General features: G+C 67.2%; 24 protein-coding genes. 14 read left to right on the plus strand and 10 right to left on the minus strand.

All coding sequences use genetic code 11. The features are described 5' to 3' along the window. Nucleotides 1-26 precede the first annotated feature (26 nt). Entirely contained in the window at nt 27-407 is a 381-nt protein-coding gene (locus tag GGR48_RS14245) for a hypothetical protein (protein ID WP_183952511.1), read from the plus strand. 188 nt (nt 408-595) lie between these two features. Here the strand turns inward: GGR48_RS14245 and recF are convergent, their stop codons facing one another. The 3 genes from recF to GGR48_RS14260 form a co-directional block, all read right to left on the minus strand. Continuing rightward, nucleotides 596-1,639, minus strand: a complete 1,044-nt coding sequence (gene recF / locus GGR48_RS14250) for a DNA replication/repair protein RecF (protein WP_183952512.1) — start codon at nt 1,637-1,639, stop codon at nt 596-598. A gap of 181 nt (nt 1,640-1,820) precedes the next feature. Further along, nucleotides 1,821-2,936, minus strand: coding sequence for a DNA polymerase III subunit beta (gene dnaN, locus GGR48_RS14255; protein WP_183952513.1), 1,116 nt, complete (start codon nt 2,934-2,936; stop codon nt 1,821-1,823). A 150-nt stretch (nt 2,937-3,086) separates the two neighbouring features. Then, a complete protein-coding gene (locus GGR48_RS14260; protein ID WP_240456108.1) occupies nt 3,087-3,701 on the minus strand; it encodes an outer membrane protein in 615 nt (204 codons plus the stop codon). A gap of 141 nt (nt 3,702-3,842) precedes the next feature. On the opposite strand from GGR48_RS14260, the gene GGR48_RS14265 reads away from it, so the two are divergent. The 4 genes from GGR48_RS14265 to GGR48_RS14280 all read left to right on the plus strand — a co-directional run bounded on the left by GGR48_RS14265 (nt 3,843) and on the right by GGR48_RS14280 (nt 7,307). Continuing rightward, on the plus strand, nt 3,843-4,499 hold the full coding sequence (locus GGR48_RS14265) for a histidine phosphatase family protein (protein WP_183952514.1): 657 nt from the start codon (nt 3,843-3,845) through the stop codon (nt 4,497-4,499). Next, on the plus strand, nt 4,496-4,969 hold the full coding sequence (locus tag GGR48_RS14270; RefSeq protein ID WP_183952515.1) for an invasion associated locus B family protein: 474 nt from the start codon (nt 4,496-4,498) through the stop codon (nt 4,967-4,969). The genes GGR48_RS14265 and GGR48_RS14270 overlap by 4 nt, the downstream gene beginning before the upstream one ends. Before the next feature lie 168 nt (nt 4,970-5,137). Then, the gene (rlmN, locus tag GGR48_RS14275) at nt 5,138-6,346 is read left to right on the plus strand and encodes a dual-specificity RNA methyltransferase RlmN (protein WP_240456109.1); all 1,209 of its coding nucleotides are present in this window, start codon (nt 5,138-5,140) and stop codon (nt 6,344-6,346) included. A 199-nt stretch (nt 6,347-6,545) separates the two neighbouring features. Next, the gene (locus tag GGR48_RS14280; protein ID WP_183952517.1) at nt 6,546-7,307 is read left to right on the plus strand and encodes a sulfite exporter TauE/SafE family protein; all 762 of its coding nucleotides are present in this window, start codon (nt 6,546-6,548) and stop codon (nt 7,305-7,307) included. A 40-nt stretch (nt 7,308-7,347) separates the two neighbouring features. Here the strand turns inward: GGR48_RS14280 and GGR48_RS14285 are convergent, their stop codons facing one another. Beyond that, nucleotides 7,348-7,806 carry a hypothetical protein gene (locus GGR48_RS14285; protein ID WP_183952518.1) on the minus strand — a complete coding sequence of 153 codons (459 nt, stop codon included), beginning with the start codon at nt 7,804-7,806 and terminating at the stop codon, nt 7,348-7,350. 304 nt (nt 7,807-8,110) lie between these two features. On the opposite strand from GGR48_RS14285, the gene GGR48_RS14290 reads away from it, so the two are divergent. Beyond that, nucleotides 8,111-8,479, plus strand: coding sequence for an EF-hand domain-containing protein (locus tag GGR48_RS14290; RefSeq protein WP_183952519.1), 369 nt, complete (start codon nt 8,111-8,113; stop codon nt 8,477-8,479). Between the two features lie 45 nt (nt 8,480-8,524). Here GGR48_RS14290 and GGR48_RS18330 read toward each other — a convergent pair whose 3' ends face one another. Both GGR48_RS18330 and GGR48_RS14300 read right to left on the minus strand, forming a co-directional pair. Beyond that, nucleotides 8,525-9,058, minus strand: a complete 534-nt coding sequence (locus tag GGR48_RS18330; RefSeq protein WP_183952520.1) for a DUF3617 family protein — start codon at nt 9,056-9,058, stop codon at nt 8,525-8,527. 87 nt (nt 9,059-9,145) lie between these two features. Further along, nucleotides 9,146-9,766, minus strand: a complete 621-nt coding sequence (locus tag GGR48_RS14300; RefSeq protein WP_183952521.1) for a flavin reductase family protein — start codon at nt 9,764-9,766, stop codon at nt 9,146-9,148. Between the two features lie 24 nt (nt 9,767-9,790). On the opposite strand from GGR48_RS14300, the gene GGR48_RS14305 reads away from it, so the two are divergent. From GGR48_RS14305 to GGR48_RS14315, 3 genes are read left to right on the plus strand one after another with little or no spacing between them, the layout of a single operon-like run. Then, a complete protein-coding gene (locus GGR48_RS14305) occupies nt 9,791-10,519 on the plus strand; it encodes a cytochrome b/b6 domain-containing protein (protein WP_183952522.1) in 729 nt (242 codons plus the stop codon). Further along, nucleotides 10,516-11,271, plus strand: coding sequence for a molybdopterin-dependent oxidoreductase (locus GGR48_RS14310; RefSeq protein ID WP_183952523.1), 756 nt, complete (start codon nt 10,516-10,518; stop codon nt 11,269-11,271). The genes GGR48_RS14305 and GGR48_RS14310 overlap by 4 nt, the downstream gene beginning before the upstream one ends. A gap of 18 nt (nt 11,272-11,289) precedes the next feature. Then, a complete protein-coding gene (locus GGR48_RS14315) occupies nt 11,290-12,534 on the plus strand; it encodes an SAM-dependent methyltransferase (protein WP_183952524.1) in 1,245 nt (414 codons plus the stop codon). A 132-nt stretch (nt 12,535-12,666) separates the two neighbouring features. Here the strand turns inward: GGR48_RS14315 and GGR48_RS14320 are convergent, their stop codons facing one another. Both GGR48_RS14320 and GGR48_RS14325 read right to left on the minus strand, forming a co-directional pair. Beyond that, a complete protein-coding gene (locus GGR48_RS14320; protein ID WP_183952525.1) occupies nt 12,667-13,068 on the minus strand; it encodes a hypothetical protein in 402 nt (133 codons plus the stop codon). Beyond that, nucleotides 13,065-13,496: a protein tyrosine phosphatase family protein gene (locus GGR48_RS14325; RefSeq protein ID WP_183952526.1), complete on the minus strand. Its 432-nt coding sequence runs from the start codon at nt 13,494-13,496 to the stop codon at nt 13,065-13,067. The genes GGR48_RS14320 and GGR48_RS14325 overlap by 4 nt, the downstream gene beginning before the upstream one ends. Nucleotides 13,497-13,702: 206 nt before the next feature. Between GGR48_RS14325 and GGR48_RS14330 the strand changes: the two genes are divergently transcribed. The 5 genes from GGR48_RS14330 (at nt 13,703) to GGR48_RS14350 (ending at nt 19,535) form a co-directional block, all read left to right on the plus strand. After that, the gene (locus GGR48_RS14330) at nt 13,703-14,728 is read left to right on the plus strand and encodes a YncE family protein (RefSeq protein WP_183952527.1); all 1,026 of its coding nucleotides are present in this window, start codon (nt 13,703-13,705) and stop codon (nt 14,726-14,728) included. Nucleotides 14,729-14,778: 50 nt separating this feature from the next. Continuing rightward, nucleotides 14,779-15,951: a lycopene beta-cyclase CrtY gene (gene crtY, locus GGR48_RS14335; protein WP_183952528.1), complete on the plus strand. Its 1,173-nt coding sequence runs from the start codon at nt 14,779-14,781 to the stop codon at nt 15,949-15,951. Further along, nucleotides 15,849-17,423 carry a phytoene desaturase gene (locus GGR48_RS14340; protein WP_338110528.1) on the plus strand — a complete coding sequence of 525 codons (1,575 nt, stop codon included), beginning with the start codon at nt 15,849-15,851 and terminating at the stop codon, nt 17,421-17,423. The genes crtY and GGR48_RS14340 overlap by 103 nt, the downstream gene beginning before the upstream one ends. Before the next feature lie 95 nt (nt 17,424-17,518). Beyond that, the gene (locus GGR48_RS14345) at nt 17,519-18,535 is read left to right on the plus strand and encodes an alpha/beta hydrolase (protein ID WP_338110525.1); all 1,017 of its coding nucleotides are present in this window, start codon (nt 17,519-17,521) and stop codon (nt 18,533-18,535) included. Between the two features lie 85 nt (nt 18,536-18,620). After that, nucleotides 18,621-19,535: a hypothetical protein gene (locus tag GGR48_RS14350; RefSeq protein WP_183952530.1), complete on the plus strand. Its 915-nt coding sequence runs from the start codon at nt 18,621-18,623 to the stop codon at nt 19,533-19,535. A 126-nt stretch (nt 19,536-19,661) separates the two neighbouring features. On the opposite strand, the gene GGR48_RS14355 is transcribed toward GGR48_RS14350, so the two are convergent. Both GGR48_RS14355 and GGR48_RS14360 read right to left on the minus strand, forming a co-directional pair. Next, nucleotides 19,662-21,488, minus strand: a complete 1,827-nt coding sequence (locus GGR48_RS14355; protein ID WP_183952531.1) for an ABCB family ABC transporter ATP-binding protein/permease — start codon at nt 21,486-21,488, stop codon at nt 19,662-19,664. Between the two features lie 252 nt (nt 21,489-21,740). After that, nucleotides 21,741-23,711, minus strand: coding sequence for a S9 family peptidase (locus GGR48_RS14360; RefSeq protein ID WP_183952532.1), 1,971 nt, complete (start codon nt 23,709-23,711; stop codon nt 21,741-21,743). Nucleotides 23,712-23,806 lie beyond the last annotated feature (95 nt).

Raw genomic sequence — 23,806 nt, forward strand, 5'->3', positions numbered from 1 at the left:
TTGCATATCCCACAGGACGACCCGTGATGACCGGCAAGACTCCATTTCTGGCGACGCTGTTGGCGACCATGGTCGCGCTGCCCGTCTCGGCCCAGTCGATGCGGCGCGACTATCCCAGCTGCGACCTGGCCCAGCAGCGCCGCCTGCGCGCGCCGACCGGCGGCACGATCCGCGACACGCGGCAGGCGCATATCGCGATGCGCGCCAATATCCTGCAAGCCGACATCAGCAATGCCCGCAAGGCGCGTCGCCTGTCGCAGGCCGAGGCGCAAAAGCTGTGGCAGAGCGTCGAGCGGGTGCGACGCGATGCCGATGGGTTTGTGGCGAAACAGGGTTTCCTGAGCGCGGGGGAGGCGACGAGCTACGGCCGGGCGCTGGACTTGGTGGCGATGCGGGTGTGTCGGTGAGGTGATGGTCTCGGTGAGACACCCTGCCCTCCCCCATCCCCTCCCGCTTGCGGGAGGGGTGCGTTACTGGGCGATGTTCGGCACGCTCTTGAGGTGGATTCCCAACGTCGAACCAAAGCACGCCCCTCCCGCAGGCGGGAGGGGATGGGGGAGGGCACGGGGTCTCACAGAGCCCCCAGTCGCCGATCCTAAAACGCCACCCGCGTCGCCTCCCCCGGTACGTCCGTAAACAACCCAGGCTCGGTCCCGGTCATCCACACCTGCCCCCGCCCCGCTAGCCGCTCGAACAGCGCAGCGCGGCGCGACGGGTCGAGATGCGCTGCCACCTCATCGAGCAGCAGCACCGGCGGCACCCCGCGCCGCTCGGTCACCAGATCGGCATGCGCCAGCACGATGCCCAGCAGCAGCGCCTTTTGCTCGCCGGTCGAACACAGCGCCGCCGCCTGCCCCTTGGCGACATGCGTCACCGAAAGGTCGGCCCGGTGCGGCCCCACCAAAGTCCGCCCCGCCGCCGCATCCCGCCTGCGCCCCATCGCCAGCGCATGCGCGAACCCGGCAGGATCGACCGCCTCCCCCTCCAGCGCCAGCGCGGCGCGCGCGAACACGCTGTCGGGCACCTCCTCTAACCGCTGGTCCAGCGCCGCCACCGCCGTGACGCGCGCGGCATCGACCGCCGCGCCATGCTCGACCATGCGGGCCTCCAGCGCGCTCAGCCAGTCGGGATCGACCGGACCGTCGCTGGCGAGCAGCCGGTTGCGCTCGCGCATCGCCGCGTCATAGCGGGTGGCGTGCATCCCATGCGCGGGGGCCAGCGCCAGCACCAGCCGGTCGAGAAACCGCCGCCGCTCGGACGCGGGCTCGACGAACAGCCGATCCATCGCCGGAGTCAGCCACAGCACCGACAGCCAGTCCGCCAGCGCATTGGCGCTCGCCGCCGCCCCCTGCACCCGCACCACGCGGCGCTCCGGTGCGGACGGCAGCGCACCGGTCGCGATCTCGACATCGCCGACGATCGTCGCCGCGACCCCGAACCCGCCCTTGCCCCCCTGCCGCGCCATCGCCGACAGGCCCGCGCGCCGCAGCCCCCGGCCGGGGGCGAGCAGCGACACCGCTTCCAGCACGTTGGTTTTCCCTGCGCCATTCTCGCCGGTCAGCACGACGAACCCCGCCGCCGGGGTCAGCGCGAGGTCGGCGTGATTGCGGAAATCGGTGAGGACAAGGCGGGTGAGCATCGGGTCCGCCTTATAGGGTATGAGCCCCCAATACATCCTCCCCTGCAAGGGGAGGTGGCAGGCCGAAGGCCTGACGGAGGGGTGTCACCGCCAGCGAGACTATTCATCGCCGGCCGCGACACCCCTCCACCATCGCTGCGCGATGGTCCCCCTCCCCTTACAGGGGAGGAATAGAAAGGTTTTATACCCGCATCGGCATCAGCACGTAGAGCGCGGGCGACTTGTCGTTCTCGCGGATCAGCGTCGGCGCGGCGGCGTCGGCCAGGTGGACTTCGACCAGGTCGCTGTCGATCTGCGCCAGGATGTCGAGCAGATAGCGGCTGTTGAAGCCGATCTCGAAGCCCGGCGACGTATATTCGCCCGGTACCTCTTCCGATGCGGTGCCGTTCTCGGGGCTGGTCACCGACAGGGTGATCCGGTCGCGGTCCAGCGCCATCTTCACCGCGCGGGTCTTCTCCGTCGCGATGGTCGACACGCGGTCGACGCCCTGCATGAACGCCTTGGGGTCGAGCTTCAGGATCTTGTCGTTCGCGGTCGGGATGACGCGGCTGTAATCGGGGAAGGTGCCGTCGATCAGCTTGGAGGTCAGGATCGCCTGGCCCAGGTCGAAACGGATCTTGGTGCCCGACAGCGACACGCCGACCGAGCCGTCGACCTCGTCGAGCAGCTTGCGCAGCTCGGCGACGCACTTCCGCGGGACGATCACGTCGGGCATGCCCTCGGCACCCTGCGGACGCTCGATGGTGACGCGCGCCAGACGGTGGCCGTCGGTCGCGGCGGCCTTCAGCACGGGCGCGCCATTATCCTCGGCGACGTGCAGGAAGATACCATTGAGATAATAACGCGTCTCTTCGGTCGAAATGGCGAAGCGCGTCTTGTCGATGATCTGCTTGAGCAGCTCGACCGACAGCTCGAACTGGGTCGGCAGCTCACCCTCGGCGATGACCGGGAAGTCGTCGCGCGGCAGCGTGCCGAGCGAGAAGCGCGCGCGGCCCGCCACGATGGTCATGCGCCCCTCGGCGGCGGTCAGCTGGACCTGCGCGCCCTCGGGCAGCTTACGCGCGATGTCGAACAGCGTATGCGCCGACACGGTGGTCGAGCCCGGCTGGTCGACCGCCGCCATCACGCTGTCGTTGATCTGGAGGTCGAGGTCGGTCGCCATCATGCGCAGCTGGCCCTCGGCCGTTGCCTCCAGCAGCACGTTGGAGAGGATCGGAATCGTGTTCCGCCGCTCCACCACCGACTGGACATGGCTCAATCCCTTGAGCAGCGTTGCGCGTTCGATCGTCGCCTTCATCTCGAAATCCCCCGCCGGAACGACCGCATGGTCCGATTCCGATAGTGATAAATGGCCTTGGTTCCTACCCGCGAAGAAGGGGCCGGAGCAAGGCTCCGACCCCTCCAACATTGGGGTAAAACCACCGTTAATGTGGAAAACCGCCTGTCGTCAGAAGCGCAGGCCCAGACCGGCCATCAACTGGTGGCGGTTCGGGTTGATGCCGACGCCGTCCAGCTCGTCATAATGCGAGTAGCGATATTCGCCCTTCACGAAGGTGTTGGGGCTGATCGCATATTCGAGACCGGCGCCCAGGCGATAGCCGCCGACTTCCTGCGAATTGACGGTGGTGACGCCCGCCGTGGTGTAGCGCGCATCGAACTTGGCGTTGGTGTAGCCGGCCTTCACATAGCCGAGTGCGACGGGCGAGATCGCATAGCCGACACGCGCGCCGGCATAGAGGTCACGCCCCGCGCCCAGGCGGAATTCGTCGCCGGGCACGCGGATGCCGTTGCTGCGCGTGTCCGAGCTGCTGCCCGAGATTTCACCCTCGGCGCCCAGGATCACCGGGCCGGCGGGGATGTCATAGCCGATGCCGGCGCCATAAAGCACGCCGTCGCTCGAGCTGCTGTCCTGACCCTGACGATCGTTCAGGCTGTCATAGCCGATCAAACCCTCGACGCGGAAACCGGTGAAGGGCTGGCCCGTGGTCGTCTGGGCGGCAGCCGGCGCGGCGGCGGCGAGGACGGCCGAGGTCGCCAGGGTGGCGAGCATGAGCTTACGCATAAACTACTCCGTTACTGTACAGGCCGCCGTTACAATGGCGGTCGGGGGCTTAAATGGCGCGGAACGGCCTGCGTTGCATGAACCTCAGCTAAACAGGAAAAAGCGTTGCATCTGCGCAACAGCCGCGACAGGGAGCGAACCATGTCGACCGCCACCGCCCTGCCCCCGCGACGCGGGCGCGACTTCATCGCCCGGCATGGCGAGACGGTGTTCAACCGGATCGGACGCATCCAGGGCGACCGGGTTGATCTCCACACACCCCTGACCCGGCGGGGTTTCGCACAGGCTGAGGCGATCGGCGAAGCGCTGTCCGCCCGGATGGGCGAGTCGCCCGCGCTGACGCTCTGGTCCTCGCCCACCGGCCGCGCGCTCCAGACGCTGGCGGTGATCGCCGAGCATCTGCACCTCGACTGGCATGCCACGCGGCAGGATGTGCGGCTGATCGAGCTGGGCTTTGGCAGCTGGGGCGGCGAGACGCTGACCGAGTTGGCCGCGCGCCACGGCCCGGTGGTCCATCCGCACGGCATGGCGGTCGGTGCGCCCGATGGCGAGATCTATCCGGCGATGGCGGCGCGGCTGGCGGCTTGGTTGTCCGACACCCACGATCATGACGGCGACCGGCTGATCGTGATGCATGGCCTGTCCAGCCGGGTGCTGCGCGGGCTGATGCTCGGCCTGCCCGACGATCCCCATTGCGGCGTGCCGGTGGCCGAGCGCCTGCCGCAGGGGTCGATCGTCATGATCGCGGACGGCGCCGAGTCGTTGATCCATCGCGGCATGGGTGCGGCGGCGACGTGAGCGGGCGGGCGGCGTTGTTGCTGGGGATCGCGTTGCTGGCGACGCCGCTCGCCGCGCGGCAGACGATCGGCGTCTACAAGGGCTGGGGCGCGTTTCGCGATCCCGACCGCTGCTATGCGATCGCCCAGCCCGTGCTTGCCAATGGCCGCCCCGGCGGGTTCGCCACCGTCGCCACCTGGCCCGCCCGGCGACTGCGCGCGTCCTTCCACCTGCACCTCAGCGCCGCGCGCGACCGCGCCGCGCCGGTGACGCTGGCGATCGGCGAGCGCCGTTTTCCGCTGGTCGGCACCGACCGCGACGTCTGGGCCCCCGATGGCGCCACCGACCATGCGCTGGTCATGGCGATGCGATCGGGCCGCAGCATGAGCGTCTCCGCCGTCGACCCGCGCCGCCGCCCCTTCGCCGACACCTATGCACTGGCCGGCGCGGCCGCCGCCATCGATGCGGCGACGCTGGCGTGTGTGGGGTGAACTCCAATCCTCCCCGGTACGGGGAGGGGGACCATGCGCAGCATGGTGGAGGGGGCATGCGGCACAGGACGTCCTATGTGGCACGCCCCCTCCGTCAGCGCTACGCGCTGCCACCTCCCCTTGCAGGGGAGGATGGAAATCGCCGCGATTTTACGCTATGGCCGCGCGATGCAGACAGTTTTGGCCGCCCCCATGCCCATCCCCGGGCACATCGATCCCGTGCCCGTGCCGCGTGGCGTGCAGCCGCGCCCCGATGGTCGTGTCGACCTGATCGGCCTGACCAAGGAACAGTTACGCGAGGCGTTGCTGTCCGCCGGCATGGAGCTGAAACAGGCCAAGCTGCGCTCGAAGCAGATCTGGCATTGGCTCTACAATCGCGGCGCGACGCGGTTCGCCGACATGACCGACATCGCCAAGGCGCAGCATCCCTGGCTGGAGGAGCGTTTCGTTATCGGCCGTCCCGAGGTGGTCGAGGCGCAGGTGTCGAGCGACGGCACGCGCAAATGGCTGCTCCGTTCGCCCGATGGGCAGGATTACGAGATGGTGTTCATCCCCGACGCCGATCGGGGCACCTTGTGCGTATCGAGCCAGGTCGGCTGTACGCTGAACTGCCGTTTCTGCCACACCGGCACGATGCGGCTGGTGCGCAACCTGACCGCGGGCGAGATTGTCGGGCAGGTGATGCTGGCGCGCGACTCGCTCGGCGAATGGCCCAGCCAGCCGGAAGGCCGGATGCTGACCAACATCGTCATGATGGGCATGGGCGAGCCGCTCTATAATTTCGATGCGGTGCGCGATGCGCTGAAGCTGGTGATGGACGGCGATGGCCTGGCGCTGTCCAAGCGTCGCATTACCCTGTCGACCAGCGGCGTCGTGCCGATGATGGCGCGCGCGGGCGCGGAGATCGGCGTGAACCTGGCCGTGTCGCTCCATGCCGTCACCAAGGACGTGCGCGACGAACTGGTGCCGCTGAACAAGAAATACGGCATCGAGGAGCTGTTGCAGGCGTGCGCCGACTATCCCGGTGCGAACAACGCCCGGCGCATCACGTTCGAATATGTGATGCTGAAGGACAAGAACGACTCGGACGCCGATGCGCATGAGCTGGTCCGGCTGCTGCGCCATTACGACCTGCCCGCCAAGGTGAACCTGATCCCGTTCAACCCCTGGCCCGGTGCCGATTACGAATGCTCGACGCCGGAGCGCATCCGCCGCTTCTCCGACATCGTGTTCGAGGGCGGCATCTCCGCGCCTGTCCGCACCCCGCGTGGGCGCGACATCGACGCGGCCTGCGGCCAGTTGAAGACCGCCGCCGAGAAGAAGAGCCGCGCGCAGCTCGACCGCGAGGCGGAAGAGAAGTTCGCGGCCTTGGGGTGAACCCATCCTCCCCGGCACGGGGAGGTGGCAGGGCGCAGCCCTGACGGAGGGGGGCTTCCACACAGGACGTCCTTTGCGGAACGCCCCCTCCACCAGCTTCGCTGGTCCCCCTCCCCTTGCAGGGGAGGAATAGGCTCTTCGCTTGAACCACCGTCGGCGGTGAGGCACTGTTGCGCCGCATCATGCGTTACCCCATCCGATGATCGACTGGACCTTTCTCGCACTGGCCGCCGCCGGGGGCTTTGTCGGGGGTGCGATGAATGCGCTGGCGGGTGGGGGCAGCTTCTCGACCATGCCGACGCTGATCGCGCTGGGGCTGCCCTCCACCATCGCCAACGCCACCTCCAATGTCGCGCTCCAGCCCGCCGCCATGGCCAGCGTCTGGGCCTATCGCCATGGGCTGGAACCGGTGATGGGCGTGTCGATGCGGCGCATGGCCGTGCTCACCTTCGTCTTCGCGCTGTTGGGCAGCATCCTGCTGTTCCTAACCCCGCCGCGCGCCTTCGACCTGATCGTACCCTGGCTGCTGCTGACCGCGACGCTGGCGATCGCGGGCGGGCGGCATGCCTCGGACTGGCTGGCGCGGGTCGCCCGGCCAGGGCCGCGCGCGCTGATGGGCGCGCAGGCGGTGCTGGGTGTCTATGGCGGCTATTTCGGCGGCGGCATCGGCATGATGCTGACCGCCGCCTGGGGATTGCTGTCGGGGCGCAATCCGGCGCAGCTCGCCGCCCCGCGCACGCTGATGTTGGCGACCGCCAATGCCGCGGCGACCCTGGTCTTCGTCGTCACCGGCATGGTCGCTTGGGCCCAGTGCGTGCCGATGCTGCTGGGCGGGATCGTCGGCGGGTGGAGCGGCGCGCTGATCGGTCGCAAGCTGCCCGCCGGGCTGATCCGCGCCTGGACGCTGTTGCTCACCACCGTCACCACGCTGGTCTTCTTCTGGCGGGGCTATATCGCTTGAGCCCCCCGCCCCTGCGCCTGCCCATGCCCTAGGGCAAGGATCAGGCGGTGGTGCCGGTGGCATAGGACAGCGGCAGCAGGTTTGCCGGCACCGGCGACCCCAGATCCGCCATCAGTGCCCGGAGATGGGTCTCCTCGTCGCGCAGGAATTGCAGGATGGTCGGGCGCAGCCCCAGCGCCGCGGCGCGGTATCCATTCCAGTCCGCGGCGATCGCATCGGCCGACCAGACCGAAACAAAGGCCGAAATCTTCTGCCGATAGGCGGGGATTGCCGCGCGCAGGGCCAGCATCGCGGCGCCGCCGGGCGAGTCCGCATGCTGCTCGGCGATGGGGAAGACGACATCGTTCAGGAATTGCATGCGCACCCGCCCGGCCTGCGCCATCTGCCACCGAACGGCCGACAGCGCCGTCCGATCGGGGGTAACCGACTGGCACAGCGCATGATGCTCACGCATCGCCTTCAGAATGTCGCCATGGAAGGCCTGAAGTTCGGACAGCATCGAAAACCTCGAAGGATCGAAATGCGCGTCACGACGACCCGCCCCGCACGTCGCCGCTGGGGAGCATCGTCATGGACCGCGCGACGTGATGCCCCCCCCGGGTCAAACCGCACGTTGGAGCCAGTGGCGAACCATGGCTCCGTTTCCTGAAATCGATTTAACGCTAACATCGCGTCGTTAATTTTAAATGAAGGTCATGGCAACGATCTGCGGTAACGATCCGCCCACGCACTTCATCATCGGTTCAGGGCGCGACCCCAAGATTATGACGCCTCCGTACCGAGAGGCGCCGAGGGGGAGAGACATGATGTTCGGGCTATGCCTGGTCCTGGCTTTGCAAATCGCCATGTCGCCGATCACGCCGCCCGGATCACCGGCGCGCGAATTGAAGATCGACATGGCCTTTGACGAGGCGTTTTTCGATGCGGCCGATCGCAACCACGATCAGCGGCTGACGCTCGCCGAACTGACCGCCGCGATGGAACAGCGTATCGAGCGCAGCTTCGCCGCGCATGCCGAGGCGAATGCCAAGGTTCCGCTCGACAAGCGCAGCGCGATGGCGCGTGAATTTTCCGAAAACATCTTCCGTCTGCTCGACGTCGATTCGGACCGGCTGCTGACCTTCGCCGAATTCACCAAGGGCGCCACCCGCAAGACGCCCGCCATAAGCTGACGAAACCCGAAGGGCGGCCAATCCGCCCTCCGGGTCCGGGCGTCGTTACTGCGCCGTATCGCAGTCGCCGATGCGGCGGCCTTCGATATGGATCTTCTGCGACATCGGATGCGCGCCGGTCATCTCCATCTGCTGATCGGTGGTGAAGCTGGTCGCGGTGAAGGTGCCGGTGGTCTTGCTCTTCATCGTCATGTCGCCGGGCATCTTGCAGGTCAGGTCGCTTTCGACCTTGCCGCCCGCGAAGTTCGAGCTGTTGATCGTGCAGTCCGAGCCCGCGCCCTTCAACAGTTCCGCCGGCCCCTTGGCCGCCTGTTCGGGGGTGACGCAGACGCTGTTGGTCTGGGCGGGCGGGTTCGCGCTGACGCCCTTGGGCATGTTCGCCATCTTCAGGTCGCTGACCTGGGTCCTGATCTCCCATTTGCCGGGCTGGAGATTGGCGGCGGGCGAGCCTTCGCCGCTGCGGCTTTCGGTCACTTCGCCGGTCGCGGCATTGGTCGTCACCGTGGTCGAACCGGTCTTCTGATCGCACGCCGCCAAGGACAGCGCACCAACGAGAATCAGGGGGCCAAATGCTTTCACGAACCACTCTCCCATAGTGTTAAGCCCAGACACGATAACAGGAATTTTCCGCGCCGCCCATGGCCGCGGACCGGTCCGCGCCGATCCTCAACCCGGCCGCCGCATTTCGAAACGGGCGGCTTCGGTGATCTCGAAATAATCCGCCGGGCCGCCGCCGCGCAGGATCGGGCGCGCGCGGGCGGTCTGATAGATGCCGTCGTCGATCATCGCGGTGGCGATATGGATGCCCACCGCCTCGCCCAGGACCAGCCACTGGTCGAGCTCGCGCCCCTCCTTGGTTTCCAGCCGGATCAGCTGGGTCAGCCGGCATTCGAACGACACCGGGCTGGCCGCCACGCGCGGCGCCGCGACCAGCTTGCCCTCGGCTATCGCCAACCCGGACAGCGTGAACTCGTCCACCTCGGGCCCGACCATCGCCGCGCTGGCGTTCATCGGTTCGGCCAGATCCACGGTCGCCAGGTTCCAGGTGAAGACCTTGGTATCCGCGATATTGGCGACCGAATCCTTCCACCCCTGCGACGCGAAGCCGAGCAGCGGCGGGCGGTAGTTGAACAGGTTGAAAAAGCTGTAGGGTGCCAGATTGTTGACGCCCGCGCGCGACCGGCTGCCGATCCAGCCGATCGGTCGCGGGGCGACGATGGCGTTCAAGGGATCATGCGCCAGCCCATGGCCGTTGACGGGTTCGTAGAAATGCCAATCCTCGGTCATGCTTGCCCCGTCGGAGAAGAGTTGATGGAATCCCAAACGCCGCCAGACCCGCAAGGAGCCGATCGGCCGCGCGTCATCCGCCGCCATGGTGTCGTGACGCGGGTGTGGCACTGGGTCAACGCGGTGGCGGTACTGATCCTGCTGGGGTCGGGGCTGGGCATCTCCAACGCGCATCCCCGGCTCTATTGGGGGCGGTACGGCGCCAATTTCGATCCCGCCTGGGCGACCCTGCCGCGCTTTCCGCGCTGGCTGACCATTCCCGCCAATTACAATCTCGCGATCTCGCGGCGCTGGCATCTGCTCTTCGCGCTGGTGCTGGGCTTCGGGCTGCTCGCCTATATGATCGGCGGGCTGGTGACGCGGCATTTCCAGCGCGACCTGCGCATCCGGGGGCGTGAGCTACGCCCCACCGCGCTCTGGGCCGATCTGAAGCAGCATCTGGCCTTCCGCTTTCACGACCCGCGCGATCCGCGTGCGTATAATCTGTTCCAGAAGCTCAGCTATGTGCTGGTCCTGTTCGTCGCGCTGCCGCTCGCCATCCTGACCGGCATCGCGCTGTCGCCGGGGATGAACGCGGCCTGGCCCTGGGTGCTGGAGATATTGGGCGGGCGGCAATCGGCGCGCTCGATCCACTTCATCACCGCCAGCGTGCTGGCACTTTTCACCATCGTCCATCTCGTGCTCGTCATCCTGGCGGGTGCGGGCAATGAGGTGCGTTCGATGATTACCGGCCGTTGGAGGGTGCCCGAATGATCCCCGAGTTGATCCGGCGCCGTGCCATCCTGACCGGCGGTGCGGGGCTGCTCCTCGCAGGCTGCGACAAGATCATCCAGCAGCCGACCGCGCGCAAGATCCTGTTCGCGGGGGAGGATATGCAAAAGGGCCTGCAACGCGCGCTGATGGACCGGGGTGCACTCGCCCCCGAATATCGCCGCGACCAGATGTCGCCCGTGTTCCGCACCAACGGCACGCGCGATCCGGGGACGCCGGAATATCGGGCGCTGGTCGAAAACCGTTTTCAGGACTGGCGGCTGAAGGTTGGCGGGCTGGTCGGCACGCCCCTGTCGCTCTCGCTGCGCCAGATCGGCGAGTTTCCCGCGCGCCGCCAGATCACCCGCCACGACTGTGTCGAGGGGTGGAGTGCGATCGGCGAATGGACGGGGCCGATGCTGGGCAATGTGCTGAAGGCCGCGAACATCAGCGACCGCGCCCGCTATGTCGTCTTCACCTGCGCCGACCTTTATGGCGGCCAGCCCTATTATGAATCGCTCGACCTGATCGATGCCTTCCACCCCCAGACGATCCTGGCCTGGGGGATGAACGGCCGGATGCTGGATGTCGGGCATGGCGCGCCGCTGCGGCTGCGGGTCGAGCGGCAATTGGGCTATAAGCACGCCAAATATCTGATGCGGATCGATGCGGTCGACAGCCTGTCCAACATAGGTTTGGGCAAGGGCGGGTATTGGGAAGACCATGTCGATTATGACTGGTATGCCGGTATTTAAGGCACTAGGCGGTGCCATATGGCGCTGATCGATCTCTTTCTGTCGCGCGCGGTCCGCAAGGGCCGCCTGTCCCTCACCCATCACGACGGAAAGGTCCGCGAATTCGGCGCACCCGAGCCCGGTTATCCCGATGTCGCGATCCGTTTCACGGATAGCCGCGTCGCCGGGCAGATCGTGCGCAACCCCGCGCTGGCGGCGGGCGAGTCCTTCATGGATGGCCGGCTGGTCGTCGAGAAGGGCGATGTCCGCGATCTGGTCGAACTGCTGACCGCCAACGACAAATGGGAAGCGGGTCGCGCGAACCTCAATCCATCCTGGCTGGTGCGCGCGGGCGGTGCGGTCAAGCACCGCATCGACCGGATCAACATGGAGCGCCGGTCGAAGAAGAACGTCGCGCATCATTACGACCTGTCGGGCACGCTGTACGAACTCTTCCTCGACACCGACAAGCAATATAGCTGCGCCTATTACACCGATCCCAAGAACGATCTGGAGCGGGCGCAACGCGACAAGAAGGCGCATATCGCCGCCAAACTCGCCATCGAGCCGGGGATGCGGGTGCTCGACATCGGCTGCGGCTGGGGCGGGATGGCGCTCTATCTGCACCAGATGTGCGGGGCGGAGGTGCTGGGCGTCACCCTGTCCGAGGAACAGCTGAAGGTCGCGCGCCAGCGCGCCGAGGCGCTGGGCGTGTCGGACAAGGTGAAGTTCGAGCTGATCGACTATCGCCGGGTGCGCCCTGAGGATTTTGGGGGGAAGTTCGACCGCATCGTCTCGGTCGGCATGTTCGAGCATGTCGGCCCGCCGCAATATCGCACCTTCTTCCGCAAGTGCCGCGACCTCCTCACCGAGGACGGCGTGATGCTGCTCCACACCATCGGCCGGCTGAACGGGCCGGGCGTCACCGACGACTGGACGACCAAATATATCTTCCCCGGCGGCTATAACCCCGCGCTGTCGGAGATCGTCCGCGCGCAGGAGGGGCTGCGCATGTTCCTGACCGATGTCGAGGTGCTGCGCTGCCATTATGGCTGGACGCTCGACGAATGGTATGACCGCACCGTCGCGGCGAAGGATCGCATCGTCGAGCTGTATGACGAGCGCTTCTATCGCATGTGGCTATTCTATCTGGCGGGCGCGGGCGCGGCGTTCCGCAATGGCGGCCTGTGCAACTATCAGGTGCAGCTGACGCGCGGGCGGCTCTCGGTGCCGGTCACGCGGGATTATATGTATGAGGGCGAGCGCGAACTCCGCGCGAAATAGACTCCATTCCTCCCCTGTAAGGGGAGGGGGACCAGCGAAGCTGGTGGAGGGATGTCCCGCTCTCGATAGGGTTATACCCCTCCGTCATCGCTGACGCGATGCCACCTCCCCTTACAGGGGAGGAATAGCGGATCAGGCCTTCAGCCGCCGGATGTCCAGCACATCGACCCCGGCCAGCGTCACCGGCCCGAACCGCCCCTCGACCTCGGCGATGATGCCCTCGGTGGTCGAGCGCACGCGGGTCCAGGGGATTTCACGCACCGCGAGCACCCGGCCCTGCAGCTTGATCGCCGCCACCCGGCCATCGGTTGCCACCGCCAGCGCGCCCTGCCCGTCCGCGCCGACGACCGCGCCCGATACGGTGAAGCCGCTGAGCGCCGCCTCGGCGGCGGCCGCCACATCCTCGGGCGAGCCGACGCGGCGGTCGCGCCGCCGCCGGAGCAGCAGGCCGATTCCGGTGCCGCCCAGCACCATGCCCGCGACCACACCCGCCACCGCCCAGCCGACCATGGTCCCGGCCAGCGGCAGGCTCATCCTTTCGCGCTCGCCAAGGCTTCGAGGGTCGGGCGCAGGCCGGACAGGTCATAGCCCGCCGACTCCGCCTGCATCACGATCAGGGTCGGGTTGCGCCCCGCCTTGGCGGCCGCCAGCGCCCACAGATTGCAGCTGCGCGTGCCCGAGCGGCAATAGGCCAGCACCGGCCCCTTGGCCTCGACCAGCGCCTGGGTCATCTGGTCGACCATCTCGTGGCTGAACCCGCCCGGCGTCACGGGGATGGCGGTATAGGCCAGCCCCTGATCCTCGGCCGCCGCGCGAATCGCGTCGCCGGTCGGCTGGTTCGGCTCCTCGCCATCGGGACGGTTGTTGACGATGGCGGCATAGCCCGCCGCCTTGATCGCCGCGACGTCCTCGGGACGAATCTGGGGGGCGACGGCGACGCTTTCGTTCAGGGTGCGGATCATGCGGTTCACCTATTCAATGGGCCGTTTCACCGCAACATGCGCGGGCGCCCTTCGCGCCGAAAAGACGCATCGCGGCGGGCTTGGCTCCACCCGCCCTCCGCTTTCCTGCGCCAGGCGATGATGATCCACGTCGGCAACGGAACCGATACCCCCTGGCCGGCGTCTGTCCCTGCGATACCCCATCGTCCGGAAAGAAGGCCCACCCCATGTCGCTGATCGATCGCCGTCAAGGCCTATGGGGTCTGGCGGCTCTGGGGGTGGCGGCGACCCTGCCGATCGCATGGCGACGGGCGCAGGCTGCCGCACCTACGGGCACGGGCACGCTCGCGCTGGTCGAGAAGGGCGAAGGCCGCGTCGCCTTCTACGACATCGCCGATGGCCGCCGCCTGGGCAGCGTGCCGTTGGGCACCCAGCCGCATGAGATGGTCGCCGATTCCGCAGGCCGCTACGCCTATATCGGCGGGTATGGGGTCAAGGGCTGGCAGGCCGCCGGCGATGGAGGGCATCAGCTCTGGGTGATCGATCTCGCCGAGCGACGCTTGGCCCGCACCATCGATCTGGCCCCGCACCGTCGCTGGCACGGTATGCGGATGGATGCGCAGGGACGGCTCTATGCGCTGTCCGAGACCGACAGCCTGCTCGCGCGGTTCGACACGCCCGCCACCACCGACACGCCCGACCGGATGATCCCGGTCGGCGGCGCGCGCAGCCATTACTTCGTCGTCCGCCGCGATGGCGCCCGCGCCTATATCGCCGACACGATGAGCGGCATGGTCATCATGGTGAACCCCGACGATGCCAGCTTCGCCCCCGTAAAGCAGCATATCGGCAAGGCCCCCGAAGGTCTGGCGCTCAGCCCGGACGAGCGGACGCTTTATGTCGTCGACCGTCCGGCGGGCATCCTCCACGCCCTCGACGCGACGACGCTTCGCCCCCGCGCCCGCACGAGCTTGCGCGGCGAAGCGGTGCGGGTGATCGTCCAGCCCGATGGCCGGCTGATCGTGTCGAACCAGGCGGACAAGAGCCTGACGCGTCACGCGCCCGGCACCCTGGCGGAGGAGGCGCGCCTGCCCCTGCCCGCCGCCGCGCCGGGGCTGAACCTGCCGGCGGGAAGCACCACGCTCTATGCCGCGCTCGACAACAATCGACTGGCGATCATCGATCTGGCGGGCTGGAGGATCGTGCGCGGTTTCGCCACCGGCGACGCGCCCGACACCGCGGTGCTGCTGTGACGCACCACCAACCCTTTGCGTGAGGATCGCTTTGCGGTAGCGATGGCGTGATGGCAGCCACGATTTCCTGCGATGTCGCGATTGTTGGCGCGGGGCTGGCCGGTGGCCTGATCGCGCTGGCGCTCAAGGCACGGCACCCCTCGCTCGACGTGCGTCTGATCGACGCGGCCGAGACGGTCGGGGGCAATCACGTCTGGTCCTTTTTCGGCAGCGATGTCGCCAAGCGCGATCGCTGGATCGTCGAGCGGCTGGTCGCGCATGGCTGGCGGCAATATGACGTCGCCTTCCCCGCCCATTCGCGCACGCTCGACCAGACCTATTATTCGATCGAAAGCCGCCGTCTCGACGCCGAGGTGCGCCGCGTCCTGCCGCCCCAGGCGCTGATCCTGGGGCGAAAGGTGCTGGCGGTATCGGCCACCGCCGCCGTCTTCGCCGATGGCGACCGCGTCGAGGCCAGGGGCGTGATCGACGCGCGCGGCGCGGGCGATCTGTCGGCGCTGTCGTGCGGCTGGCAGAAGTTCGTCGGACAGGAATTGCGGCTGTCGCGCCCGCATGGCTGCCCCCGGCCGGTGGTGATGGATGCCACCGTCAAGCAGATCGACGGCTATCGCTTCGTCTATGTCCTGCCCTTCGCCGAGGACCGGGTGTTCGTCGAGGACACCTATTACTCCACCTCGTCCGAGCTGAACCGCCGCGCTATCGTCCAGCGCATCGAACGCTATGCCGAGGCGCGCGACTGGGTGACGGCCGAGGTGATGCATGAAGAGGCCGGCGTCCTGCCGGTCGCAATGGGGGGCGATTTCGACGCCTATTGGCGCAGCGGCGGGGCCAAGACGCCCAAGGCCGGGATGCGCGCCGGGCTGTTCCACCCGACCACCGGCTATTCGCTGCCCGACGCCATCCGGCTGGCGGCGATGCTGGCCGAGCGGACCGACTTCGCCGGCGCCGACCTGCACGACGCGACCTATCGCATGGCGCGGGCCGCCTGGGACGCGCGCGGCTTTTATCGTATGCTCGACACGATGTTGTTCAAGGCTGCCGAGCCCGATGAGCGATACCGCGTGCTCGAGCGTTTCTATCGACTGGCGCCCGACCTGATCGGGCGATTCTATGCGGGGCAATCGACCATGGCCGACAAGGCACGAATATTGACCGGACGGCCGCCGGTGCCGATCCTGCGCGCCATCTCCGCGCTTCGCGGCAAGTCGGGCGGTCGCGCATGAAGAGCGCGGTCGTCATCGGATCGGGGTTTGGCGGGCTGGCGCTGGCCATCCGCCTGCAATCGGCAGGCGTGCAGACGACGATCGTCGAGGCGCGCGACAAGCCCGGTGGCCGCGCCTATTATTGGGAGCGCGACGGCTTCACCTTCGATGCCGGTCCCACCGTCATCACCGATCCGGCCTGTCTGGAGGAGCTGTGGGGCCTGACCGGGCGTAGCATGTCGGAGGATGTGCAGCTCGATCCCGTCCACCCCTTCTACCGGCTCAACTGGGCCGACGGCACCAATTTCGATTACAGCAACGACGACACTCAGCTGCGCGCCGAGATCGCCAAGCTGAACCCCGACGACATCGCCGGCTATGGCCGCTTCCTCGACTATGCCGCCGGCGTCTACCGCGAAGGCTATGAGAAGCTTGGCCATGTCGCGTTCCTCGACTTCGCCTCGATGGTGAAGGCCGCGCCCGCGTTGGCGAAGTATCAGGCATGGAACTCGGTCTATGCCATGGTGTCGAAGTTCGTGAAGTCGGAGAAGCTGCGCGAGGCGCTGTCCTTCCACACCCTCCTCGTCGGCGGCAATCCGATGACGACCAGCGCCATCTATGCGCTGATCCACAAGCTGGAGCGCGACGGCGGCGTCTGGTTCGCGCGCGGCGGCACCAACCGGCTGGTCGCCGGCATGGTCGCGCAGTTCGAGCGGATCGGCGGCGTGCTGCGCCTGGGCGATCCGGTCACCCGGATCGAGACGCTGGGCGACCGCGCGACGGGCGTCGTCACCAAGAGCGGCCTGACGATCCAGGCGGATGCGGTCGCGACCAATGCCGACATCATGCACAGCTATCGCGATCTGCTGTCCGACAACCGCTCGGCGCGGCGCACGATGAACCGGCTGGAGCGCAAGCGCTATTCGCCGTCGCTGTTCGTCGTCCATTTCGGCATCAAGGGCAGTTGGCCGGGCATCCCGCACCACATGATCCTGTTCGGCCCACGCTATAAGGGGCTGCTGACCGACATCTACGACACCGGCGTGCTGTCGGAGGACTTCTCGCTCTACCTCCACCACCCGACCGTCACGGACTCGAGTCTGGCGCCCGAGGGGCATTCGACCTTCTATGCGCTGGCCCCGGTGCCGCACATGGGCAAGTTCCCGATGAACTGGGACGAGGTCGGCCCGATCCTGGAAAAGCGCATCCTGGACGAGGTCGGCCGCCGCCTGATCCCCGACATCCATGAGCGGATCGTGACCAAATTCCATTATGCGCCGTCGGACTTCGCCACCGATTTGAACGCGCATATGGGCTCGGCTTTCTCGCTGGAGCCGATCCTGACCCAGAGCGCCTATTTCCGGGTCCACAACCGCGACGATTCGATCCCGAACCTGTATTTCGTCGGCGCGGGTACGCACCCGGGCGCAGGGATTCCCGGCGTGGTCGGCAGCGCCAAGGCGACCGCAGCGCTGATGCTGGATCGGAAATAGCCCCAGCCGCCAACCCCCTCCCCCGTTCAGCCTGAGCGAAATCGAAGGCCAAGGGATTGCAGCCGCCACAAACGTGATTGGGGATAGGACTGTACGTGGCCTTCGACTTCGCTCAGGCTGAACGGGGGCTGGGGGTCGAGAGTCAGGAGGCGCAGGTCATTATGCCGTTCGTCACGCTGTTCGCCGCCCTGCTGGCCACCACTGCAACGATGGCGAACCGCGACATCGCCGCGCCCGGCCCGCAGGGGCCGCTGAAAGGCAGCTGGACGGGGCCGGAGGGCGCGAAAACGCCCGTCGTGTTGATGATTCCCGGATCGGGGCCGAGCGACCGTGACGGCAACAACCCACAGGGAATCAAGGCCGCCCCGCTCCGCCTGCTGGCCGAGGGGCTAGCGGCGAAGGGTATTGCCAGCGTGCGGATCGACAAGCGCGGCATGTTCGCCAGCGCGGGCGCGGTGCCCGATGCCGACCGGGTGACGATCGACGATTATGCCGCCGATACCCGCGCCTGGATCGCTTCGATCCGCAAGACGACGGGCGCGCCTTGCGTCTGGGTGCTGGGCCATAGCGAGGGCGGGCTGGTCGCACTGACCACCGCCGCCGCCGATCCGGCGGGCTTGTGCGGCGTGATCGCGATGTCCAGCCCTGGCCGACCGCTGGCCGAGATCATGAAGGCGCAGATCCACGCCAATCCCGCCAACGCGCCGCTGCTGGCCGAGGCCGACCGGGTCATCGACACGCTGGCGGCGGGCAGGACGGTTCCGGCATCGACGCTGACGCCGCCGCTGTCGATGATCTTTCGCGACGCGGTACAGCCCTTCGTGATCAGCCTCTATGCCAAACGCCCAGCCGCCTTGGCCGCCGCGATCACCAAGCCGATACTGATCGTGCAGGGCGAGGCCGATCTCCAGGTGACGGTGGCGGACGCACAGGCGCTGAAGGCGGCGCAACCCAAGGCCATGCTCATGCTGTTGCCCCAGGTCAGCCATGTGCTGAAGACGGTGGAGGGCGACAGCCGGGGCGCCAATCTGGCGACCTATGCCGATCCCAATCTGCCGCTGGCGCCCGGCGTGGTCGAGGCGGTGGCAGGATTTATCGCGGCACATCCATAGCGGTCCATTCTGACCGATCCGGCCTTTTTGCGGCCATGATCATCCCTGACGTTGCGGCTGCGCAACATTATGGGAGTAGATGTTCGTGGCCTTTCATTCCGCCCGACTCGCAGCATTACCCGTTCTTGTCCTTTCCATCGCGGCGACACCGCCGCCCGAGCGGGTGATCGCGCCCGATGGGCTGGAGCCGGTCACGATCAATGGCATCACGCGAACGATCCGGGTTGATCCGGGCGCCCCGGCGATGCCGATTATCACCCGCGACTATGCCGACGCGGCGGGCATGAAGGCCGGCATGTTCGGATTCGCCATGGGTTTCGGTCCGAAGGTCATGGTCTCCGGCGGCACCGCCGTGGCGCGCGTCGCCTTCGGGAAGGTCGAACCCGCCAAGCTTCGGATTGGCTTCACCCCAAAACCCTATGCCGTGAACGTCGCAGGAGTATTCGGCCCCGCCAGCCTGGCCGCCCCCGTGATCCGCTTTCGCCTGCGCGAGCCCGTCGCCGGCGAACGGACCACCAGCTTCCCCATGGTGGATCAAGGCGGCCTGTTCGGCGGTTGGGCGGAACGCTTTGCGATCATCATGGTGGAGGGCGAGCCGCTGCGCATCCGCTTCGATCCGCATCATCCCCGGACGCTCGCCAATGCGGGCGCTGCCGTGCGGCTGGCGCGCGCCTATGGCGGCACGCTGTCCGGTTCGATCAGCCCGGCGGAAATCGCCTTCGGCGTCGAGCGGCCGGTCCGTACCATGACGCTGGCCACGCCCCTTGCTATGGGGCCGCTGACTATCGGGACACTGGGTGTGCGCACGGTCGACCATGGCCATACCGATACTATCGCCGATGCCGACACGCATGCCGACCCCAATGAGGTGGTGGTCACCGGCAAGGGCAAGCACGACATCAAGCGCGACCGCCTGTCGATCGGCGCGGACCAGTTAAACCGCTGTTCGTCGATCGTGTTCGACAAGCCGGCCAAGCAGATACGGCTGAGCTGTCGCTGACATTTCTCCCCTGTGATGGGCGGGGGGACCAGCAAAGCTCGCGGAAGGGTGTTGCCCTCTCGATAGCGGGACACCCCTCCGTCAGGCCTTCGGCCTGCTACCTCCCCTTGCAGGGGAGGATGTTGTTCACGCCAGCAACGCGTCCTCCGCCGCCTCTTCCACCTCGGCGGCCTGGCGCGCCCACATTTCGGCGTACAGTCCGCCCCTGGCCAGCAGCTCGCCATGCGTGCCCCGTTCAGCGACGCGGCCGCCATCGAGCACCACGATCTGGTCGGCATGGACGATCGTCGACAGGCGGTGCGCGATGACCAGGGTGGTGCGGCCGCGCTCGATCGCCTGGAGCGTAGCAAGGATGTCCGCCTCGGTCCGGCTGTCGAGCGCGCTGGTCGCCTCGTCCAGGATCAGGATGGGCGGGTTCTTCAGCAGGGTGCGCGCGATGGCCACGCGCTGCTTCTCGCCGCCCGACAGCTTCAGCCCGCGCTCGCCGACGCGGGTGGCATAACCCTGGGGCTGGCGTTCGATGAAGTCGGCGATGGCCGCGCCCTTGGCCGCGCGCTCGACCTCGGCCTCGCCCGCGCCTTCGCGACCATAGGCGATGTTGTAGCCGATCGTATCGTTGAACAGCACCGTGTCCTGCGGCACGATACCGATCGCGGCGCGCAGGCTGTCCTGCGCCACCCTCGCCACCGGCTGGCCATCGATGGTGATCGCGCCCTGGTTCACGTCGTAGAAGCGGTAGAGCAGCCGCGCGAGCGTCGACTTGCCCGCCCCCGACGGCCCCACCACCGCACAGGTCGTGCCCGCCGGCACGTCGAGCGTCAGGCCTTTCAGGATCGGCCGGTCCGGCTCATAGCCGAAGACGACATCATCGAAGCGGACATGCCCGCCCGTCACCGCCAGCGCGGGCGCGCCGGGGGCGTCGACCACCTCGGCGGGGGTATCAATCAGGTCGAACATCGCGCCCATGTCGATCACCCCCTGACGGATGGTGCGATAGACCATGCCGAGCAGGTCGAGCGGGCGGAACAGCTGCGACAACAGGGTCGAGACGAACACCACGTCACCCGGCGACGCCGCGCCCCGGCTCCACTCGCGCACGACCCAGGCCATCGCGAAGCCGAGCATCAGGCTGGTGATCGCCGCCTGCCCGACATTCAGCCAGGCGAGCGAGTTTTCCGACTTGGTCGCCGCACGCGCATAGGCGGCGACGCCATTCTCATACCGCCGCGCCTCGCGCTCCTCGGCATTGAAATATTTGACCGTCTCGAAGTTCAGCAGCGAGTCGACCGCATGCGCCACCGCGCCGGTGTCGAGGTCGTTCATCCGTGTGCGCAGCGCGTTGCGCCAGTCGGTCACCTTGCGGGTGAAGACGATGTAGAGGACGACCATCACCAGCGTGGTGACGACCAGCACCGGCCCGAAGCTGCGCCCGAAGATCGTCAGCACCAGCCCCAGTTCAAGCACCGTCGGCGCGATGTTGAACAGCAGGAAATACAGCATCGTATCGATGCTCTTGGTGCCGCGCTCGACCACCTTGGTCACCGCGCCGGTGCGCCGCTCCAGATGGAAGCGCAGCGATAGGCGGTGGAGGTGGCGGAAGACGTCCGCCGACAACCGCCGGGTCGCGTCCTGCCCGACCATCTCGAACACCGCGTTGCGCAAATTGTCGAACAACGTCGTGCCGAACCGCGCCGCCGCATAGCCGATCACGAGGAGGACGATCAGCATCACCGCGCTGCGATCGCCCCCCGCCATCCGGTCGATCGCGAATTTGAGCGTATAGGCCGCGCCCAGCACCTGGATCAGCTTGGACAGCACGACCAGCGCCATCGCCGCCACGATCCGGACCCGCAGCGCGGGCGCACCGGCGGGCCAGAGATAGGGGAGGAAACGGCGAAGCGTCGGGATCAGCGGCCGGTCAGGCGTACCGGCGGTGGGGTCGAGTGGCGGCATGTCGATCCCATGTCGGCGGAATGAGAGGGAAGTTCAATGGGGGTGGCCTTGGGGATCACATCTGGGCAAGTCGCCCGTGGCCTTGCCCTCCCCCATCCCCTCCCGCTTGCGGGAGGGGAGCGGCTAGAGGCGATCGGTGGCCTTCCTAACGCTGGGTAGGTCCTCGCTTTCCCCAATTACCACAAGACTCCCCTCCCGCAGGCGGGAGGGGCTGGGGGAGGGCAAGGTGTCTCACCGAGCCCCCACCCCGCCTCACTTCAACCCGGTCACGAACTCCCCACCATGCTTCACCTGCGCGGTCGAGGCCTTCAGCGTCTCGCCGATCGGCTCCGCGCGTCCGCCCAGACACGGGCTGAGGAAATTCTCCGTCACCGCGTTGAAGGCGATGTTGTTCGCCGGCCGGGCAAAGCCGTGCCCTTCGTCGGGGAACACCACATAGGTGACGGGGATGGACTTGGCCGCCATCGCCTCGACGATCTGGTCGCTTTCGGCCACGTTGACACGCGGGTCGTTGGCACCCTGCCCGATCAGCAGCGGCTTCTTGATCCGGTCGACGAAGGTCAGCGGCGAGCGTTCCTTGAGCAGCGCGCGGCCTTCCTCGGTCGTGGGGTCGCCCATCCGCTTGTAGAATTGCTGCTTGCCGGCTTCCCAATAGGGCGGGATCGTCTTCAGGAGGGTGAACAGGTTGGACGGGCCGACGATGTCGACGCCGCAGGCGAACGTGTCGGGCGTGAAGGTCAAGCCGGCCAGCGTCGCATAGCCGCCATAGGAACCGCCCATGATCGCCACCTTGTCGGGCCGCGCCACGCCCTGCTTGACCGCCCAGTCGACCGCATCGATCAGGTCGTCATGCATCTTGCGGCCCCATTGCAGGTCGCCCGCCGAGATGAAGTTCTTCCCGAAACCGGTCGAGCCACGATAATTGACCGACAGCACCGCATAGCCGCGATTGGCGAGCCACTGGTGATAGCCGTTATAGCCGAAGCCGTCGCGCGCCCAGGGGCCGCCATGGACCAGCAGCACCATCGGCACCGGCCCGGTCACGCCCTTGGGCTTGGTCAGGTACGACACCAGCGTCAGCCCGTCGCGCGCGGGGATCTCGACCGCCTCCATCGGCACCAGCGGCGCATCGGCCAGTTCGGGACGGCTGACATAAAACTGGGTCAGCTTTTTACCCTTGCGGTCGTACAGCCAGGTCGAGGCGGGCGCGGTGACGGGATCGAAGGTGACGAGCCATTTGTCATCGGCATCGGTGCGTGATCCGACCGAGAACTCGCCCTTGTTCTGTGCCTTGAGGAAGGCGAGGTCGGCCTTCACCGCGTCGCCGATCGGCAGATATTCGTTCTTGAGATAGTCGACGGCATAGGCCTCGATCCGGCCGGTCCGGGGATCGAACAGCGCGCCCGACACATCGGCCTTCGGGCTTTCGCCGACGATCGTCATCTTTCCGCTGGCGACGTCCTGCGCCATCAGCGCGGCGGTGTTCCGCCCCCGGCTGTCGATCCAGTAGAGCGTCTTGCCGTCGACGGTGAAGCCCATCGGCGCGGTGGTCAGCGAATCGTCCAGCCCGAACTGGACGACCGGCGTCGCCTCCACGGTGGTGCCGTTCACGCGGTAATAGTCGGACCCGCCATCGGGCCGCGCCTTGGACGCCATGCGCAGCTTCAGCTGGTCGTCGGCGATAAAGCCGGCATAGCCGTCATTCTGCATCACCTTGGTCAGCGCGCCGCTGGTCAGGTTGAGCTCATAGACGTCGTGCCAGCGCGGATCGCGGTTGTTGACGCCGATCAGGATGCGATCCTTGATCGTCTCGCTGGTGCCGATGACGCGCACCCGGGTCTTTTCGAACGGGGTCAGCGCCTTTTGCGCGCCGGTCTCGACGTTGACGCCGTAGAGCAGGAAATTCTCGTCGCCGCCCTTGTCGTTGACGAACAGGATCGACCGGGAATCGGGCGACCAGAAGGTCTGGCGGATCGGCCGCCCCTTCTCCGCGGTCAGCGGGCGCGCCTGGTCGGGCGTGGCGATGGGCGCGACCCAGACGTTGAGCACGCCGTCGCGCGGCGCGATGAAGCTGATCCACTTGCCATCGGGGGACAGCTGGCCACCGACCTTGGTCGGATTGCCGAACAGCTTGGTCCGCTCGATCAGGGGCACGTCCGCCGCCACCGCCGTCTGCGCCACCATCATCGCCGCACTCGCCGCCAAAAACGCCTTGAACACCATGTCATGCTCCCACCCTTTGACCGTATTATCAAAGCATGACACCGGCTTCCCAATCCGACAAGCGCGATTTCGGAACTGCTGGCCGCTGCGTACGT

Origin of the sequence: Sphingomonas pseudosanguinis (assembly GCF_014196255.1) — a bacterium.
Taxonomy (GTDB): domain Bacteria; phylum Pseudomonadota; class Alphaproteobacteria; order Sphingomonadales; family Sphingomonadaceae; genus Sphingomonas; species Sphingomonas pseudosanguinis.